We start from the raw sequence: 16,157 nt of genomic DNA on the forward strand, positions 1-16,157 counted from the left end.
AGAGATCTACTATGTTCTTCGATGAGCTTACCGATGAAGAGTGGTTTCGTCTTTCAACGCTGATCGCCGATGAACCCATCCGGCTGAACCGCCGTGGGCGTCCACGAGCCGAACCACGCGTCGTTGCTGCCGCGCTTCGGCACGGTCTCGCCGTGGGCGAGCAAGGCGACCGACATCGCGCAGCACTGCGGCCTCACGCAGGTGCGCCGCATCGAGCGCGGCGTCGAATTCACGGTCACGCTGAAGTCGGGCCTGCTCGGCGGCAAGAAGGCGCTGTCGGACGATGCGCGCGCAGCCGTGGCAGCCGCGCTGCATGACCGGATGACCGAAAGCGTGGTCGCGGCACGCGACGACGCGAAGCACCTGTTCGACGAACTGCCGGCCAAGCCGCTCGCGCGCGTCGACGTCCTGGGCGTCGGCCGCGGCGCGCTCGAACGCGCGAACGTCGAGCTGGGCCTCGCGCTCGCCGACGACGAGATCGACTACCTGGTCGACGCGTTTCGCAAGCTCGAACGCAACCCGACCGACGTGGAGCTGATGATGTTCGCGCAGGCGAACAGCGAGCACTGCCGCCACAAGATCTTCAACGCGCAGTGGACGATCGACGGCGAAGCGCAGGACATGTCGCTGTTCGCGATGATCCGCAACACCGAGAAGCTGAACCCGCAGGGCACGATCGTCGCGTATTCGGACAACTCGTCGATCATGGTCGGCGCCGAAGCCGAACGCTGGTTCCCGCGCAACACAGGCGCGGCCGGCGAGCCGGGTGAACGCTATGGCCGCCACACCGAGCTCACGCACACGCTGATGAAGGTCGAGACGCACAACCACCCGACGGCGATCTCGCCGTTCCCGGGTGCGGCGACCGGCGCGGGCGGCGAGATCCGCGACGAAGGCGCGACGGGCCGCGGTGCGCGCCCGAAGGCCGGCCTCACGGGCTTCACCGTGTCGAACCTCGATCTGCCCGACGCACGCCAGTCGTGGGAAAACGCGCGCGACGCGGCCCAGCCGGTCGGCGAGCGCAACCCGAACGATGCGCACGGCCCGTACGGCCGTCCGGACCGCATCGCGTCACCGCTGCAGATCATGATCGACGGCCCGCTCGGCGGCGCTGCGTTCAACAACGAATTCGGCCGTCCGAACCTCGGCGGCTACTTCCGCGTGTACGAGCAGAACGTCGGCGGGAAGGTGCACGGCTATCACAAGCCGATCATGATCGCGGGCGGTCTCGGCAACATCGCCGACCAACATACGCACAAGCACGACGTGCCGGCCGGCTCGCTGCTGATCCAGATCGGCGGCCCGGGCATGCGTATCGGCATGGGCGGCGGCGCCGCGAGCTCGATGGCGACCGGCGCGAACACGGCCGAACTCGACTTCGACTCGGTGCAGCGCGGCAACCCGGAAATCGAGCGTCGCGCCCAAGAAGTGATCAACGGCTGCTGGCAACTCGGCGCGGAAAACCCGATCCTGAGCATCCACGACGTCGGCGCGGGCGGCCTGTCGAACGCGTTCCCCGAGATCGTCGACGGTGCGGGCAAGGGCGCGCGCTTCGAGCTGCGCAAGGTCGCGCTCGAGGAATCGGGCCTGTCGCCGCGCGAAATCTGGTCGAACGAAGCGCAGGAGCGCTACGTGCTGGCGATCGCGCCGGCCGAGCTGCCGCGCTTCGAGGCGATCTGCGCCCGCGAGCGCTGCCCGTTCGCGGTGGTCGGTGTCGCGACCGACGAGCGCCAGTTGAAGCTCGTCGACGACGAAGCGACGGGCGCCGACGAATACCCGGTCGACATGCCGATGGAAGTGCTGCTCGGCAAGCCGCCGCGCATGCATCGCGACGTCACGCGCGTGGCGACCGAGCGTGCGCCGGTCGACGTGACGGGCATCGCGTTGTCGACGGTCGCGATCGACGTGCTGAAGCACCCGACGGTCGGCAGCAAGTCGTTCCTGATCACGATCGGCGACCGCTCGGTCGGCGGCACGTCGGTGCGCGACCAGATGGTCGGCCCGTGGCAGGTGCCGGTGGCCGACTGTGCGGTCACCGCGCTCGACTACGCGGGGTTCAAGGGCGAGGCGATGACGATGGCCGAGCGCACGCCGCTCGCGGTGATCGATGCGCCGGCATCGGGCCGCATGGCGGTCGGCGAGGCGATCACGAACATCGCGAGCGCGCCGATCGCATCGCTCGACAAGCTGAAGCTGTCGGCGAACTGGATGGCGGCATGCGGTACGGCCGGCGAGGACGCCGCGCTGTTCGATACGGTCAAGGCGATCGGCATGGAGCTGTGCCCGGCGCTCGGGATCGGCATCCCGGTCGGCAAGGATTCGCTGTCGATGAAGACGAAGTGGGACGAGCAGGGCGTCGCGAAGGAAGTGGTGTCGCCGGTGTCGCTGATCATCTCCGCGTTCGCGCCGGTCGAGGACGTGCGCCGTCACCTGACGCCGCAACTGCGCCGCATCGCCGACGCGGGCGACAGCGTGCTGATCGCGATCGATCTCGGCCGCGGCAAGAACCGGATGGGCGGCAGCATCTTCGCGCAGGTCACGCAGCAGGTCGGCGACACGACGCCGGACGTCGACGACGTGGAAGACCTGAAGCGCTTCTTCAACGCGATCCAGTCGCTCAATGCGCAAGACAAGCTGCTGGCATACCACGACCGCTCGGACGGCGGCCTGTGGGCGACGGTGTGCGAAATGGCGTTCGCGGGCCACGCGGGCGTGTCGCTGAACGTCGACATGCTGACGCTCGACCCGAATCACGAATCCGACTACGGCGACGCGAAGGACTGGGCGAAGCAGACGAGCGGCCGCCGCGAGGATCGCACGCTGCGCGCGCTGTTCTCCGAGGAACTCGGCGCCGTCGTGCAGGTGCGTGCGACCGATCGCGACGCGGTGCTTGGCGCGCTGCGCGAGTTCGGCCTGTCGGCGTGCTCGCACGTGATCGGCTCGGTCAACGATCGTGACGTGATCGAGGTGTACCGCGACGCGAAGAAGATTTTCGACGCACCGCGTGCCGAACTCCATCGCGCATGGAGCGAAGTGAGCTGGCGCATCGCGCGCCTGCGCGACAACCCCGCTTGTGCGGATGCCGAATACGACGCGCTGCTCGACGCGGCCGATCCGGGCATTTCGCCGGTGCTGAGCTTTGATCCGGCCGACGACATCGCCGCGCCGTTCATCGCGACGGGCGCACGGCCGCGCGTCGCGATCCTGCGCGAGCAGGGCGTGAACTCGCATCTGGAAACGGCCTACGCGTTCGACCGCGCGGGCTTTGATGCACACGACGTGCACATGAGCGACCTGCTCGCCGGCCGTGCCACGCTCGCCGATTTCGCGGGTGCGGTCGCATGCGGCGGCTTCTCGTACGGCGACGTGCTGGGCGCGGGCGAAGGCTGGGCGAAGACGATCCGCTTCAACGCGAACCTCGCCGACATGTTCTCGGCCTTCTTCGCGCGTCCCGACACGTTCGCGCTCGGCATCTGCAACGGTTGCCAGATGCTGTCGAGCCTCGCGTCGATGATCCCGGGCGCGGATGCGTGGCCGAAGTTCACGCGCAACAAGTCCGAGCAGTTCGAGGCGCGCTTCTCGTTCGTCGAAGTGGAGAAGTCGCCGTCGATCTTCTTCGCGGGGATGGAAGGTTCGCGGATTCCGGTCGCGGTCGCGCACGGCGAAGGCTATGCGGACTTCTCGCAGCAGGGCGACATCGATCGCGTCGCGGTCGCGATGCGTTTCGTCGATCACCGCGGCGAAGCGACCGAGCGCTATCCGTTCAACCCGAACGGCTCGCCGGCCGGCATCACGTCGGTCACGACGGCCGACGGCCGCTTCTCGGTGTTGATGCCGCACATGGAGCGCGTGCATCGCACGGTCGCAATGAGCTGGCACCCGGAAAGCTGGGGTGAAGCGAGCCCGTGGATGCGCGTGTTCCGCAACGCACGCCGCTGGATCGGCTGATCGGGATGATGTTCGACCCGAACGCGCCGGTCGAGGTCGTCACGCTGCGCGATGAGCGTGCCAGCGAGGCCGACGCGATCGGCCGCGTGATCGTCGCCGCGTTCGCGGGCGAGCCGGAAGGCGGGCAGTTCGAACGGCGGATCGTCGATACGCTGCGTGCGAACGGTGCGTTGAGCGTCTCGCTCGTCGCGGAGCGCGACGGCCGCCTGATCGGGCACGTTGCGTTCTCGCCGGTGTCGATCGGCGGCGAACCGTCCGGCAGCCAGGGCTGGTACGGGCTGGCGCCGCTCGCGGTGCTGCCCGACTGCCAGCGGCAGAGTATCGGCGCAGGGCTGGTGCGCACGGGGCTCGACGCGTTGCGCCGGCTTGGGGCGCGCGGCTGCGTGCTGCTCGGCGAACCCGCGTACTACACGCGTTTCGGCTTTGCGCGATCCGGCGACATCGTGTTCCCGGGCGTGCCGCCCGAGTATTTCCTTGCACTGCCGCTCGACGACTCGGCGCCGCGGCCGTCGGGTGACGTTCGCTATCACGACGTGTTCTATCCCGCGTAGCCTGCCGCGCTTGCGGTGCGCGCGAATCCGGCACGGGAAAGGCTGCCCTTCGGAGCGGCCTTTTTCTTTAGCCGGGCTGCAAGCGCATCGTGACTCGTCCGGAGGCAGTGTGCGCGGGCAATAAAAAAGCCGCTCCGAAGAGCGGCTTTCGATGCGCGTGCGGCGTGCGCCGGCGTTACTTGACCGTCGCCTGCTGGCGCAGACCTTCCTCGAACGCCTGCAGCTTCTGCTGCACGAGCTGCTGCGCGATCTGCTGCTTCACCTGCTCGAGCGGCGGCGGGGCGATGTCGCGGATGTCGTCGACGCGGATGATGTGCCAGCCGAACTGCGTCTTCACCGGCGTGTCGGTCATCTGGCCTTTCTGCAGCTTCTGCGCGGCCGCCGCGAATTCCGGCACGTACGCCTTCGGGTCGGACCAGTCGAGATCGCCGCCGTTCTTGCCCGAACCCGGATCCTTCGAGAACTGCTTCGCGAGATCCTCGAACTTTGCGCCGGCCTTGATCTTCGCGATCAGGTCCTTCGCCTGCTGCTCGTCACTGACGAGGATGTGGTGCAGGTGGTATTCGCGATTGCCGCCGGCGCCCTTGACGAGGTCGTCGTAGCGCGCCTTCACTTCGGCGTCGGTCGGCTGGTTCTTCTTCAGGAAGCTCTCGATCATCGAACGCAGCACGACGGTCTGCTGCGCGACGGCGACCTGCGCCTTCACGTCCGGACGGTTCGGGATGCCTTCACGGATCGCTTCCTGCATCAGGATTTCGCGGTTCACGAGTTCCTGGCGGACGGCCTGCTGCAGTTGCGGGCTGTCGGTCTGGCCTTGCTGGACGAGCTGAGCAACCATCGCGTCGGCGCGCGACTTCGGAATCGGCGTGCCGTTGACGACGGCGATGTTCTGGGCAAATGCCGGTGCCGCTGCAAAAGCAGCCGCCGCGACCCACAGGCGGGGGGATTTCAGGATCATCGGGAATTCCTAATGAGACTAGATTGAAGATTCGTTGAATTCTTCGGGCGTGTAAGCCACGATCGCGAGCGCGTGAATGCCGCGCTGCATCGCATCAGCGAGCGCATCATACACCAGCCGGTGCCGCGCGACGCGCGGCTTGCCCGTGAAGGCGGCCGACACGATCGTGACCGTGAAATGGCCGCCGGCGGATGCGCCGGCGTGGCCCGCGTGCTGTGCGCTGTCGTCGCGCACGGTGAGCGACAGCGGGGCCAGCGCCGCTGTGAGGCGCGCTTCGATCAGCGCGATGCGTTCGTCGGGCGACGCGTGGAGAAAGGCGTCCGTCATGTCACTCGTCCTTCAGGTATTTCGTGAGCCACAGGCTCTGCAGGATGATGAATACGACCATCGCGCCCGTCGTGCCGAACAGCTTGAAGTTCACCCATTGCGATTCGGTGAAGTTGTGCACCACGTACAGGTTCGCGACACCGAGCACCGCGAAGAACAGCGCCCAGGCGACGTTCAGCTTGTCCCACACGGGGTGCGGCAGCGTGAGCTGCTTGCCCATCATCTTCTCGATCAGGTTGTTGCCGAACGCATAGCGCGCGGCGAGCAGCCCGATCGCAAACAGCCAGTACAGCACAGTCGGTTTCCATTGAATGAATTTCTCGTCATGCAGGACGAGGGTGGCGCCACCGAAAACGACGATCACGCCGAGGCTGACCCACAGCATCGTGTCGACCTTCCGGTGCCGGAAGGCAACCCAGGCGACCTGGGCAAGCGTCGCGACGATCGCGACGGCGGTGGCGGTAAAGATGCCCCAGACCTTGAAGGCGGCAAAAAACAGGATGATCGGAAACAGATCGAACAGGAATTTCATGGCGCTCGCAGCTGCGTGAAAGGCCGCTTGCGCGGCCTTTCACCGTTGTAGGGACCCGCCAGGCACCGCCGGAGCGGATCGGGGCGGTGGCGCGAGGGGCGCCCCCGCGGATCCGCCCGGCGCCGCTCATTCGCTTTCGGGTCGGGACTCGAAGTTTAACGCAGCCGAATTGATGCAGTACCGCAAACCGGTCTTGTCGCGCGGGCCGTCCTCGAAGACGTGGCCCAGATGCGCGCCGCAGTGGTTGCAGCGCACCTCGACGCGCACCATCCCGTGCGAGTAGTCGACCTTTTCGTCGATCACCTCGCCGTTGAGCGGCTTGAAGTAGCTGGGCCAGCCGCAGCCCGAGTGGAACTTGGCGCCGGATTCGAACAGCGGTGTGCTGCAGACGACGCATTTGTAGATGCCGTCGTCTTCGGTGTCGGTGTATTCGCCGGTGAACGCACGCTCGGTCGCCGCATGCTGCGTGACTTCGTACTGCATCGGCGTGAGCCGGCGGCGCAGCTCGGCGTCGTCCTTCTCGTACGGGAAGGTCTTGTCGTCGGAATCGTGGGACATGTGGGGTTCTCCTGATCGGTCGGTCGAGTCGCGCGGGTCGGGGCTCAGGACGAGCAGCTCACTTCGAGCGACCCGGCCCAGTCGGGTGGCAGCGCCGCGTACGCTTCATGCTCCGGTTGTTCGTCGAACGGCCGGCGCAGGATCTGCGCGAGACGCTCGACTTCCGAAAAATCCTTTTCCTTCGCGCGCCGGATCGCGACTTCGGCCAGATGGTTGCGCAACACGTATTTCGGGTTCACGCGGTTCATCGCGGCGGCACGTGCCGCGTCGTCGCGTGTTTCCTCGGACAGCCGCGCGCGGTAGAGGTTCGCCCACGCATCGAACGCGTCGCGGTCGATGAACAGGTCGCGCACGGGCGCGTCGCGGCTTGCGTCGTGCTTCGAGATCTGCGCGAGCCGGCGGAACGTCAGCGTGAAATCCGCGTGGCTCGCATGCATCGTCTCGAGCAGCTTGTTGGCAAGCTCGGCATCGTTCTCGCGTTCGAGCGCCAGGCCGAGCTTCGCGCGCATTGCACGTTCAAGCGCGGGGCCGAAGCGTTCCGGAAATTTCGCGAGCACGGCCTGCGCGTCCTCCACCGCACGTTCGGCGCGCGCATCGTCGTCGGCGATGCCGTGCTGCAGGCCGATCAGCGGCAGCAGCGCCTGCGCGAGGCAATAGCAGTTCCAGTGCGCGATGCGCGGCTGCATCCGGTATGCGTAGCGGCCGCTCGTATCCGAGTGGTTGCAGATGTGGTTCGCGTCGAACGCATCGACGAAGCCGAACGGGCCGTAGTCGATCGTCACGCCGAGGATCGACATGTTGTCGGTGTTCATCACGCCGTGGCAGAAGCCGACGGCCTGCCACTGCGCGACGAGGTCGGCCGTGCGCAGCGTCGCGGCCTCGAGCAGCGCGAGGTACGGATCGTCGGCGCGGCGGCAATCCGGATAGAAGCGGTCGATCACGTGATCGGCGAGCTGGTGCAGCAGGTCGGGCCGATCGTTCGAGAAGAAGTGCTCGAAGTGGCCGAAGCGCACGAAGCTCTCCGACACGCGCGTGACGACGGCCGATGTCTCGATCTCCTCGCGCACCACCGGTTGGTCGGAACCGACCACCGTCAGCGCGCGCGTGGTCGGGATGCCGAGGTGATGCATCGCTTCCGAGCACAGGAATTCGCGGATCGACGAGCGCAGCACCGCGCGGCCGTCACCCATGCGCGAGTAAGGCGTGCGTCCGCTGCCTTTCAGCTGCAGCTCGTAGCGGCGGCCGTCCGTGCCGGTGCGCTCGCCGATCGTCAGCGCGCGGCCGTCGCCGAGCTGGCCGGCCCACACGCCGAACTGGTGGCCGGAATACACCGCTGCGTACGGCATCGCGTGCGCGGGCCAGTCGCGCGTCGGGTTGCCGGCGAACAACTCGGCGAAGCCGGGCTGCGCGGCGATCGACGGCGGCAGGTCGAGCAGTTGCGCGACTTCGTCGGAAAAGCCGACGACGTACGGTGCGGCGAGCGGCGCGGCCGGCAGCCGCGTATGAAACGCGTCGCCGAGCGTGACGAATGCGCCGACGGCGGGCTCACCGAGCGTGGCGGCGAGATCGGGGAGGGTGTCAGCCGGATCGGCTGCGCTTCGGGAAAACGACATGTTGAGCGCCTCTGGGTAAGCCGATATTGTAAGGCGGCGCCGCGCCGCCCGCATGGTGGCCCGCGCACCGTGCGCCACGCCCGTCCGGGGCCGCTGACGGGCGCGCCGCAGAGGCACCGATTCGCATCCTCACGGAGAACAAGACGATGGGTAAGCCGTTGCTGGGCCAGATGATGGACATGCCGTTGCTGGTGTCCTCGCTGATTTCGCATGCCGCGCGGCACGCCGGCGACACGGAGATCGTGTCGAAGCGCGTGGAAGGCGATCTGCATCGCTACACGTACCGCGATTGCGAACGCCGCGCGAAGCAGCTGGCGCAGGCGCTTACGCGGCTCGGCGTCGAAACCGGCGATCGCGTCGGCACGCTGGCGTGGAATGGCTACCGGCATCTGGAAGCCTATTACGGGATCGGCGGCATGGGTGCCGTGTGCCACACGATCAACCCGCGCCTGTTTCCCGAGCAGATCGCGTACATCGTCAATCACGCGGAAGACCGCTACGTCTTCTTCGACATCAATTTCGCGCCGCTCGTCGAGGCCATCGCGCCGCAATGCCCGCACGTGAAGGGCTGGGTCGCGATGACGGACGCCGCACACCTGCCGTCCAGCACGCCGCCGTTCCTCTGCTACGAAACGCTCATCGAAGCGGAGGACGGCCGCTACGACTGGCCGCGCCTCGACGAGCAGCAGGCGTCGGGGCTCTGCTACACGTCGGGCACGACCGGCAACCCGAAGGGCGTGCTGTATTCGCACCGCTCGACCGTGCTGCACGCATACGGCGCCGCGCTACCCGACGCGATGAACCTGTCCGCGATGGACGCCGTGCTGCCCGTCGTGCCGATGTTTCACGTCAACGCATGGGGGCTGCCGTACGCGGTGCCGCTCACGGGCGGCAAGCTGGTGCTGCCCGGCAAGGATCTCGACGGGAAATCGCTGTACGAGCTGATGGAGGCCGAGCGCGTGACGTTTTCCGCGGGCGTGCCGACCGTGTGGCTCGGCCTGCTCAACTACATGCGCGAGGCCGGCGTGCGCTTCTCGACGCTGAACCGCACGGTGATCGGCGGCTCCGCGTGCCCGCCCGCGATGCTGCGCACCTTCGAGGACGAATACGGCGTGCGCGTGATTCACGCATGGGGGATGACCGAGCTGTCGCCGCTCGGCACGCTCGCGAAGCTCAACTGGGCGCAGTCGCAGCGGCCGCTCGACGCGCAGCGCAAGCTGCTCGAGAAGCAGGGGCGCGTGATCTGCGGCGTCGACATGCGCATCGTCGGCGAGGACGGTCACGAACTGCCGTGGGACGGCGTCGCGTTCGGCGAACTGCAGGTGCGCGGCCCGTGGGTGATCGATCACTACTTTCGCGGCGAGTCGTCGCCGCTGTCGGACGGCTGGTTTCCGACCGGCGACGTCGCGACGATCGATCCCGACGGCTTCCTGCAGATCACCGATCGCAGCAAGGACGTGATCAAGTCGGGCGGCGAGTGGATCAGCTCGATCGACATCGAAAACGTCGCGATCGCGCACCCGGGCGTGGCCGAGGCAGCCTGCATCGCCTGTGCGCACCCGAAATGGACCGAGCGCCCGCTGCTCGTCGTGGTGCCGCGCGAAGGGGCGAACCTGAGCCGCGACGCGCTGCTCGCGTTCTACGAAGGCAAGGTCGCGAAATGGTGGATTCCCGACGACGTCGTGTTCGTCGAATCGCTGCCGCACACCGCGACCGGCAAGCTGCAGAAGCTGAAGCTGCGCGAGACGTTCCGCGACTACGTGTTGCCGACGGCGGTCTGCGAGCCGTAACGCCGGCCCGGGCCGGAAGCGGCTCGTGACGCGATCGCCCGATCCGTCCCCGGATCGGGCGATCGGCATCGGGAACAAAATTCAAATTGAACGACCGTGCTTTTTCGTTGTATGCTGCCTCCGTTCATCAGGACATGCGGCTGTTCGACCGCGCACAATGAAGCGCAGCCACCCCGGCGCGCGATGCATGGAGGCAGGCAGATGGCAGTGGATTACTCGACTCGCGACGGCGTGGCCGTCCTTACGCTCAACAATCCGCCCGTCAACGGGCTCGGCCTGTCGACCCGTCAGGGCGTCATGGACGCGCTCGATCGCGCCGCGCAGGACCCGTCGGTGACAGCCATCGTGCTGACCGGCGCGGGACGCGCATTCTCGGGCGGCGCCGACATCACCGAATTCAATACGCCGAAGGCGTTGCAGGAGCCGACGCTGCACACCGTGATCCGCGCGGTGGAGGCGAGCGCGAAGCCCGTCGTCGCGGCGCTGCACAGCGTCGTGATGGGCGGCGGCCTCGAGCTCGCGCTCGGCGCGCACTATCGTGTCGCGGCACCGGGCGCGCAGGTCGCGCTGCCCGAAGTGAAGCTCGGCCTGCTGCCGGGCGCGGGCGGCACGCAGCGTTTGCCGCGTGCGGTGGGGCTCGAAACCGCGCTGAACATGATCGTGTCGGGCGCACCCGTGCCGTCGGAGCAACTGGCGAAGAGCGGGCTGTTCGACGAAATGGCCGACGGCGACTTGCTCGACGCGGCCGTCGCGTTCGCCCGCAAGGTCGGCGTGCAGAAGGGGCCGCATCCGCGCGTGCGCGATCGCAAGATCGTCCATGAGAACGCCGCCGGCTTCATCCAGTTCGCGCGCAATTCCGCGAAGGCCGCCGCACCGAATTTCCCCGCACCGCACAAGTGCATCGACGCGATCGAGGCCGGCGTGCTGCACGGCTTCGACAAGGGCAGCGTGGCCGAGCGCGAGGGGTTCGTCGCGCTGATGATGACGCCGGAAAGCCGCGCGCTGCGGCACGCGTTCTTCGGCGAGCGTGCCGCGAGCAAGATTCCCGACGTGCCGGCCGATACGCCGCTGCGCGAGATCCGCCGCGTCGGCGTGATCGGCGCCGGCACGATGGGCGGCGGGATCGCGATGAACTTCATCAACGCCGGGCTGCCCGTCACGCTGCTCGAGACGAAACAGGACGCGCTCGAGCGCGGCGTCGCGACGATCCGCAAGAACTACGACGCGCAGGTGAAGAAGGGCAAGCTCTCGCAGGAGAAGCTCGACGCGCGCATGGCGCTGATCACGCCGACGCTGTCCTATGACGACCTGAAGGACGCCGACCTGATCGTCGAGGCCGTGTTCGAGGAACTCGGCGTGAAGGAGCAGGTGTTCAAGAAGCTCGACGAAGTCGCGAAGACGGGCGCGATCCTCGCGTCGAACACGTCGACGCTCGACGTCGACAAGATCGCGGCGTTCACGAAGCGTCCGCAGGACGTCGTCGGCATGCACTTCTTCAGCCCGGCGAACGTGATGAAGCTGCTCGAGGTCGTGCGCGGCGCGCAGACCGCGAAGGACGTGCTCGCCACCGTGATGGCCGTCGCGAAGAAGATCCGCAAGACGGCGGTCGTGTCGGGCGTGTGCGACGGCTTCATCGGCAACCGGATGATCGAGCAGTACATCCGCCAGGCGCTCTTCATGCTCGAGGAAGGCGCGCTGCCCGCGCAGGTCGATCGTGCGATCGAGAAATTCGGATTCGCGATGGGCCCGTTCCGGATGAGCGACCTCGCCGGCAACGACATCGGCTGGGCGATCCGCAAGCGCCGCTACGTCGAGCAGCCCGATCTCCAGTACTCGAAGATCGCCGACCGCCTGTGCGAGCAGGGCCGCTTCGGCCAGAAGACGGGCGCCGGCTGGTACGACTACGTGCCGGGCGATCGCAAGGCGAAGCCGTCGTCGCTCGTCGACGAGATGGTTGTCGCGTATTCGAAGGAGCGCGGTGTCGAGCGTCGCAAGATCGGCGATGACGAGATCGTCGAACGGCTCGTGTTCGCGCTCGTCAATGAAGGCGCGAAGATCCTCGAGGAGAAGATCGCGTCGAAGGCGTCCGACATCGACATGGTCTACCTGACCGGCTATGGCTTCCCGCTGTGGCGCGGCGGCCCGATGCTGTACGCGGACGTGGTCGGCCTCTACAACGTCGAGCGCGCGATTCGCCGCTATGCGGCCGCCCCGAACGGCGACGCATGGCAGCTTGCGCCGTCGATCGCGGAACTCGCGAAGGCCGGCCGCGGGTTCAACGGCTGACGCGCCGGATCGCGGCGTCACGCACACCCGGAGAAATGCAATGAAACGCACCGACGACGTCCTGCTCGTGATCGACGTGCAATACGACTTCATGCCGGGCGGCGCGCTCGCGGTGCCGGACGGCGACGCGGTCGTGCCGGTGATCAACGGGCTCGCGCAACGCTTCGACCAGGTCGTGCTGACGCAGGACTGGCACCCGCGCGAGCACGTGTCGTTCGCGGCGAATCACCCGGGCCGCGAACCGTTCTCCACGCTCGCGCTGCCGTACGGCGAGCAGGTGCTGTGGCCCGTGCACTGCGTGCAGGACACCGACGGCGCGGCATTGCATCGCGATCTCGACATCCCGCATGCGCGGCTCGTGATCCGCAAGGGCGGCGACGCGCAGGTCGACAGCTATTCCGCGTTCGTCGAAGCCGACCGCACGACGCGCACCGGGCTCGCGGGCTATCTGCGCGAGCTCGGCGCGAAGCGCGTGTGGTGCTGCGGGCTCGCGACCGACTATTGCGTCGCGTGGTCGGCGCTCGATGCGCGCGCGGCCGGTTTCGAAGCCGCGGTGATCAACGATGCGTGCCGCGCGATCGACCTGAACGGGTCGCTCGCCCACGCATGGCAGCAGATGCAGGCAGCGGGCGTCGCGCATGTGACGTCCGCGGGCGCACGCCCGGCGGCGTAGCGCCTTCCCTATCCCAGGACATGAAGCAGGACCGAAGGAGACTCGCATGACCGAAGCCGTAATCGTATCGACCGCCCGCACGCCGCTGGCGAAATCCTGGCGCGGTGCGTTCAACATGACGCACGGCGCGACGCTCGGCGGCCACGCGGTCGCGGCCGCTGTTGAACGCGCGAAGCTCGACCCCGCACGCGTCGAGGACGTGATCATGGGGTGCGCGAACCCCGAAGGCGCGACCGGCGCGAACATCGCGCGGCAGATCGCACTGCGCGCGGGGCTGCCCGTGACGGTGCCGGGGATGACGGTGAACCGTTTCTGCTCGTCCGGGCTGCAGACCATCGCGCTGGCCGCGCAGCGGATCATCGCGGGCGAAGGCGAAGTGTATGTCGCGGGCGGCGTCGAATCGATCTCGTGCGTGCAGAACGAGATGAACCACCACATGATCCAGGAAGGCTGGCTCGCCCAGCACAAGCCCGAGATCTACTGGAACATGCTGCAGACGGCCGAGAACGTCGCGAAGCGCTACGGCATCTCGAAGGAGCGGCAGGACGAGTACGGCGTGCAGTCGCAACTGCGCGCCGCGGCCGCGCAGGAAGCCGGGCGTTTCCGTGACGAGATCGTGCCGATCACCGTGCTCGCGGGCGTGGCCGACAAGGCGTCGGGCCGTCTGTTCACGAAGGAAGTGACGGTCTCGGCCGACGAAGGGATTCGCCCCGACACGACGCTCGAAGGCGTATCGAAGATCCGGTCGGCCGTGCCGGGTGGCGTGATCACCGCGGGCAACGCGAGCCAGTTCTCGGACGGCGCGTCGGCCTGCGTCGTGATGAGCGCCGACGCCGCGCAGCGCGAAGGGCTGCAGCCGCTCGGCGTGTTCCGCGGGTTCGCGGTGGCCGGTTGCGAGCCGGACGAGATGGGCATCGGCCCCGTGTTCGCGGTGCCCAAGCTGCTGAAGCAGGCAGGGCTGAAGGTCGACGATATCGGCCTGTGGGAACTGAACGAAGCGTTCGCGGTGCAGGTGCTGTACTGCCGCGACACGCTCGGGATTCCTGAGGATCGTCTGAACGTGAACGGCGGCGCGATCGCGGTCGGCCATCCGTACGGCGTATCGGGCGCACGCCTGACCGGCCATGCGCTGATCGAAGGCAAGCGGCGCGGCGTGAAGTACGCGGTCGTCACGATGTGCATCGGCGGCGGGCAGGGCGCGGCCGGCCTGTTCGAAATCCTCTGATCTTTGGCACGGAGCGGCCGCGGTTTCGCTTCGGCGAGACAGGCGGCCGCGACGCGAATCGGCGCGACTGATCCGCCATTCGAAACAATCGGGAAGCAAAAGGCATGCGCCCGGCAATGCCGTTTCCCCTTACTTGTCAAACCAATTGCCCCACCTATACTTGCTCTGACATTTGCCTTTCGGCACGATGGGCTGGATCGTGCGTCGTGCGATCCGTGCCGCGAAGGTTCGAACCAACGCAGCAGACCGACCGGGGACCGAATGAGTACGACCTATGCAGCCGGGGAACCGCCGCGCGTCGTCAGCGCGGCCGCAAGGCTCTACGCGAAATGCCTGCTGGTCGGATTCGCGTTGCTGCCCGCCTATCTGATCGCCTATCTGTGGTTCTTCAGCGATCCGCACGTCGTGTTCGAGAACCACGCGTTCCATGAAATCGCGATCGCCGCCGCGACGCTCGAAGGCGCGTTCGTCACCTACGTGACGTGGGTCTGCTACCGGTCATCCGGCGAGCCGCTGTTGCGCTGGCTGACACTTGGCTTTCTCGGCTTCGCGATGATCTATGCGCTGCACGGCGGGTTCACCGGGATGGCGCATCACAACATCTGGCTGTTCCTGCTGTACGGGCCCGCGTCGCGGCTCGTGATGTCGATCCTGCTGCTCACGGGCCTGCTGTCGTATTCGCGTCCGCCCGATCGCCTCGAGAAGCGCACGAGCGTGCGCACGTGGCTGCCGTGGATCGTATTCTTCGTGATCGTCAACGTGGTCGTGGCGTACATTGCGTATTCGCCGGTCGCCGGCGCGCCGGGCACACGGCTGTCGATGGAGGGCGGCGCGCTCCTGTTCTCGCTGCTGAACGTCGCCGTGCTGCTCGCGCGGCGGATCCGCTCGCCGCTGATGGTGATCTACGGCGTGTCGATCATGGCGTTCGCGCTGTCGTCGCTCGCGTTCATTCTCGGCAAGCCGTGGAATCACATGTGGTGGCTCGCGCATGCGATCTTTGCCGGCGGCTTCTTCCTGCTCAGCTACGGTGTCGTGCAGGCGCTGCAGACGACGCGCTCGTTCTCGGCGATCTACAGCCAGGAAGACCTGATGAGCCGGCTGTCGGAATCGATGGCGCGCACCGAGAGCGCGCTGCAGGAACTGCGGCGCACGAACCAGAAGCTCGAATACATGGCCGCGACCGATCCGATGACGGGCGCGTCGAACCGGCGGCAGTTCATCGCGCAGGTCGAGCGCGAGATGGTGCGGGCCGAGCGCGATGGCACACCGTTCTGCCTGCTCGCGCTCGATCTCGACAATTTCAAGAACATCAACGATGCGTACGGGCATCAGATCGGCGACGAGGTGCTGCGCGGCGTTGTGCGCCAGTGCCTCGATGCGATCCGGCCCGCGGGCGGCCTGGCGCGGGTCGGCGGCGAGGAGTTCATGGCGCTGCTGCCGGACATGCCGCTCGAAGGCGCGCGGATGACGGCCGAGCGCGTGCGCTCGTCGATCGCGAGTTCGCCGTTCGGGCTCGATTTCAAGCACGTGCAGGTGACGGTCAGTGTCGGCGTTGCGCAATACGGGGCCGACGGCAGCACGGTCGATGCGTTGCTGCGCGTGGTCGACGAACGGTTGTACCAGGCGAAGCGGGAAGGGCGGAACCGGGTCGTGGCGCGGTGACGCGGGTTGGCGCGGCACGCGGGCACCGGTGAAC

11 protein-coding genes and 2 pseudogenes are annotated in these 16,157 nt (G+C 67.3%); 8 read left to right on the forward strand and 5 right to left on the reverse strand.

What is annotated here, in order from left to right; all coding sequences use genetic code 11:
• Positions 1-11 precede the first annotated feature (11 nt).
• From G3N96_RS17540 to G3N96_RS17550, 3 genes and pseudogenes are all read left to right on the forward strand, one after another.
• Positions 12-137: pseudogene (locus G3N96_RS17540) on the forward strand (DUF6566 family protein); the annotation flags it as partial.
• Positions 124-3,948: pseudogene (gene purL, locus G3N96_RS17545) on the forward strand (phosphoribosylformylglycinamidine synthase); the annotation flags it as partial. The pseudogenes G3N96_RS17540 and purL, both read left to right, overlap by 14 nt.
• A gap of 5 nt (positions 3,949-3,953) precedes the next feature.
• Complete coding sequence (locus G3N96_RS17550; protein ID WP_124583965.1) at positions 3,954-4,499, forward strand: N-acetyltransferase; 546 nt, start codon at positions 3,954-3,956, stop codon at positions 4,497-4,499.
• 175 nt (positions 4,500-4,674) lie between these two features.
• Here G3N96_RS17550 and G3N96_RS17555 read toward each other — a convergent pair whose 3' ends face one another.
• The 5 genes from G3N96_RS17555 to G3N96_RS17575 all read right to left on the reverse strand — a co-directional run bounded on the left by G3N96_RS17555 (position 4,675) and on the right by G3N96_RS17575 (position 8,487).
• Entirely contained in the window at positions 4,675-5,457 is a 783-nt protein-coding gene (locus tag G3N96_RS17555) for a peptidylprolyl isomerase (protein ID WP_089495040.1), read from the reverse strand.
• An 18-nt stretch (positions 5,458-5,475) separates the two neighbouring features.
• The gene (locus G3N96_RS17560; RefSeq protein ID WP_059678099.1) at positions 5,476-5,784 is read right to left on the reverse strand and encodes a BolA family protein; all 309 of its coding nucleotides are present in this window, start codon (positions 5,782-5,784) and stop codon (positions 5,476-5,478) included.
• A 1-nt stretch (position 5,785) separates the two neighbouring features.
• Positions 5,786-6,316 (reverse strand): septation protein A, encoded by a 531-nt coding sequence (locus tag G3N96_RS17565; RefSeq protein ID WP_011352350.1) that lies wholly within the window; start codon positions 6,314-6,316, stop codon positions 5,786-5,788.
• Between the two features lie 126 nt (positions 6,317-6,442).
• Positions 6,443-6,874 (reverse strand): peptide-methionine (R)-S-oxide reductase MsrB, encoded by a 432-nt coding sequence (gene msrB, locus G3N96_RS17570; protein ID WP_206137956.1) that lies wholly within the window; start codon positions 6,872-6,874, stop codon positions 6,443-6,445.
• A gap of 44 nt (positions 6,875-6,918) precedes the next feature.
• A complete protein-coding gene (locus tag G3N96_RS17575; RefSeq protein ID WP_124583867.1) occupies positions 6,919-8,487 on the reverse strand; it encodes a protein adenylyltransferase SelO in 1,569 nt (522 codons plus the stop codon).
• A gap of 146 nt (positions 8,488-8,633) precedes the next feature.
• Between G3N96_RS17575 and G3N96_RS17580 the strand changes: the two genes are divergently transcribed.
• From G3N96_RS17580 to G3N96_RS17600, 5 genes are all read left to right on the forward strand, one after another.
• Positions 8,634-10,277 (forward strand): 3-(methylthio)propionyl-CoA ligase, encoded by a 1,644-nt coding sequence (locus G3N96_RS17580; RefSeq protein ID WP_206137957.1) that lies wholly within the window; start codon positions 8,634-8,636, stop codon positions 10,275-10,277.
• Between the two features lie 201 nt (positions 10,278-10,478).
• Positions 10,479-12,563 carry a 3-hydroxyacyl-CoA dehydrogenase NAD-binding domain-containing protein gene (locus G3N96_RS17585; protein WP_206137958.1) on the forward strand — a complete coding sequence of 695 codons (2,085 nt, stop codon included), beginning with the start codon at positions 10,479-10,481 and terminating at the stop codon, positions 12,561-12,563.
• Positions 12,564-12,603: 40 nt separating this feature from the next.
• Positions 12,604-13,236, forward strand: coding sequence for a bifunctional nicotinamidase/pyrazinamidase (pncA, locus tag G3N96_RS17590; RefSeq protein WP_124583860.1), 633 nt, complete (start codon positions 12,604-12,606; stop codon positions 13,234-13,236).
• 46 nt (positions 13,237-13,282) lie between these two features.
• Positions 13,283-14,461 (forward strand): acetyl-CoA C-acyltransferase, encoded by a 1,179-nt coding sequence (locus G3N96_RS17595; RefSeq protein ID WP_206137959.1) that lies wholly within the window; start codon positions 13,283-13,285, stop codon positions 14,459-14,461.
• A gap of 261 nt (positions 14,462-14,722) precedes the next feature.
• The gene (locus G3N96_RS17600; RefSeq protein ID WP_124583856.1) at positions 14,723-16,123 is read left to right on the forward strand and encodes a GGDEF domain-containing protein; all 1,401 of its coding nucleotides are present in this window, start codon (positions 14,723-14,725) and stop codon (positions 16,121-16,123) included.
• Positions 16,124-16,157: the final 34 nt, after the last annotated feature.

The organism is Burkholderia sp. Se-20373 (genome assembly GCF_017104705.1).
GTDB lineage: Bacteria > Pseudomonadota > Gammaproteobacteria > Burkholderiales > Burkholderiaceae > Burkholderia.

Bases quoted from the DNA above. Each gene is read 5' to 3' on its own strand.
- G3N96_RS17585 (WP_206137958.1), top strand. From the start codon at position 10,479: ATGGCAGTGGATTACTCGACTCGCGACGGCGTGGCCGTCCTTACGCTC.
- G3N96_RS17555 (WP_089495040.1), bottom strand. From the start codon at position 5,457: ATGATCCTGAAATCCCCCCGCCTGTGGGTCGCGGCGGCTGCTTTTGCA.
- pncA (WP_124583860.1), top strand. From the start codon at position 12,604: ATGAAACGCACCGACGACGTCCTGCTCGTGATCGACGTGCAATACGAC.
- G3N96_RS17565 (WP_011352350.1), bottom strand. From the start codon at position 6,316: ATGAAATTCCTGTTCGATCTGTTTCCGATCATCCTGTTTTTTGCCGCC.
- G3N96_RS17580 (WP_206137957.1), top strand. From the start codon at position 8,634: ATGGGTAAGCCGTTGCTGGGCCAGATGATGGACATGCCGTTGCTGGTG.
- G3N96_RS17575 (WP_124583867.1), bottom strand. From the start codon at position 8,487: ATGTCGTTTTCCCGAAGCGCAGCCGATCCGGCTGACACCCTCCCCGAT.
- G3N96_RS17550 (WP_124583965.1), top strand. From the start codon at position 3,954: ATGATGTTCGACCCGAACGCGCCGGTCGAGGTCGTCACGCTGCGCGAT.
- G3N96_RS17595 (WP_206137959.1), top strand. From the start codon at position 13,283: ATGACCGAAGCCGTAATCGTATCGACCGCCCGCACGCCGCTGGCGAAA.
- G3N96_RS17560 (WP_059678099.1), bottom strand. From the start codon at position 5,784: ATGACGGACGCCTTTCTCCACGCGTCGCCCGACGAACGCATCGCGCTG.
- G3N96_RS17600 (WP_124583856.1), top strand. From the start codon at position 14,723: ATGAGTACGACCTATGCAGCCGGGGAACCGCCGCGCGTCGTCAGCGCG.
- msrB (WP_206137956.1), bottom strand. From the start codon at position 6,874: ATGTCCCACGATTCCGACGACAAGACCTTCCCGTACGAGAAGGACGAC.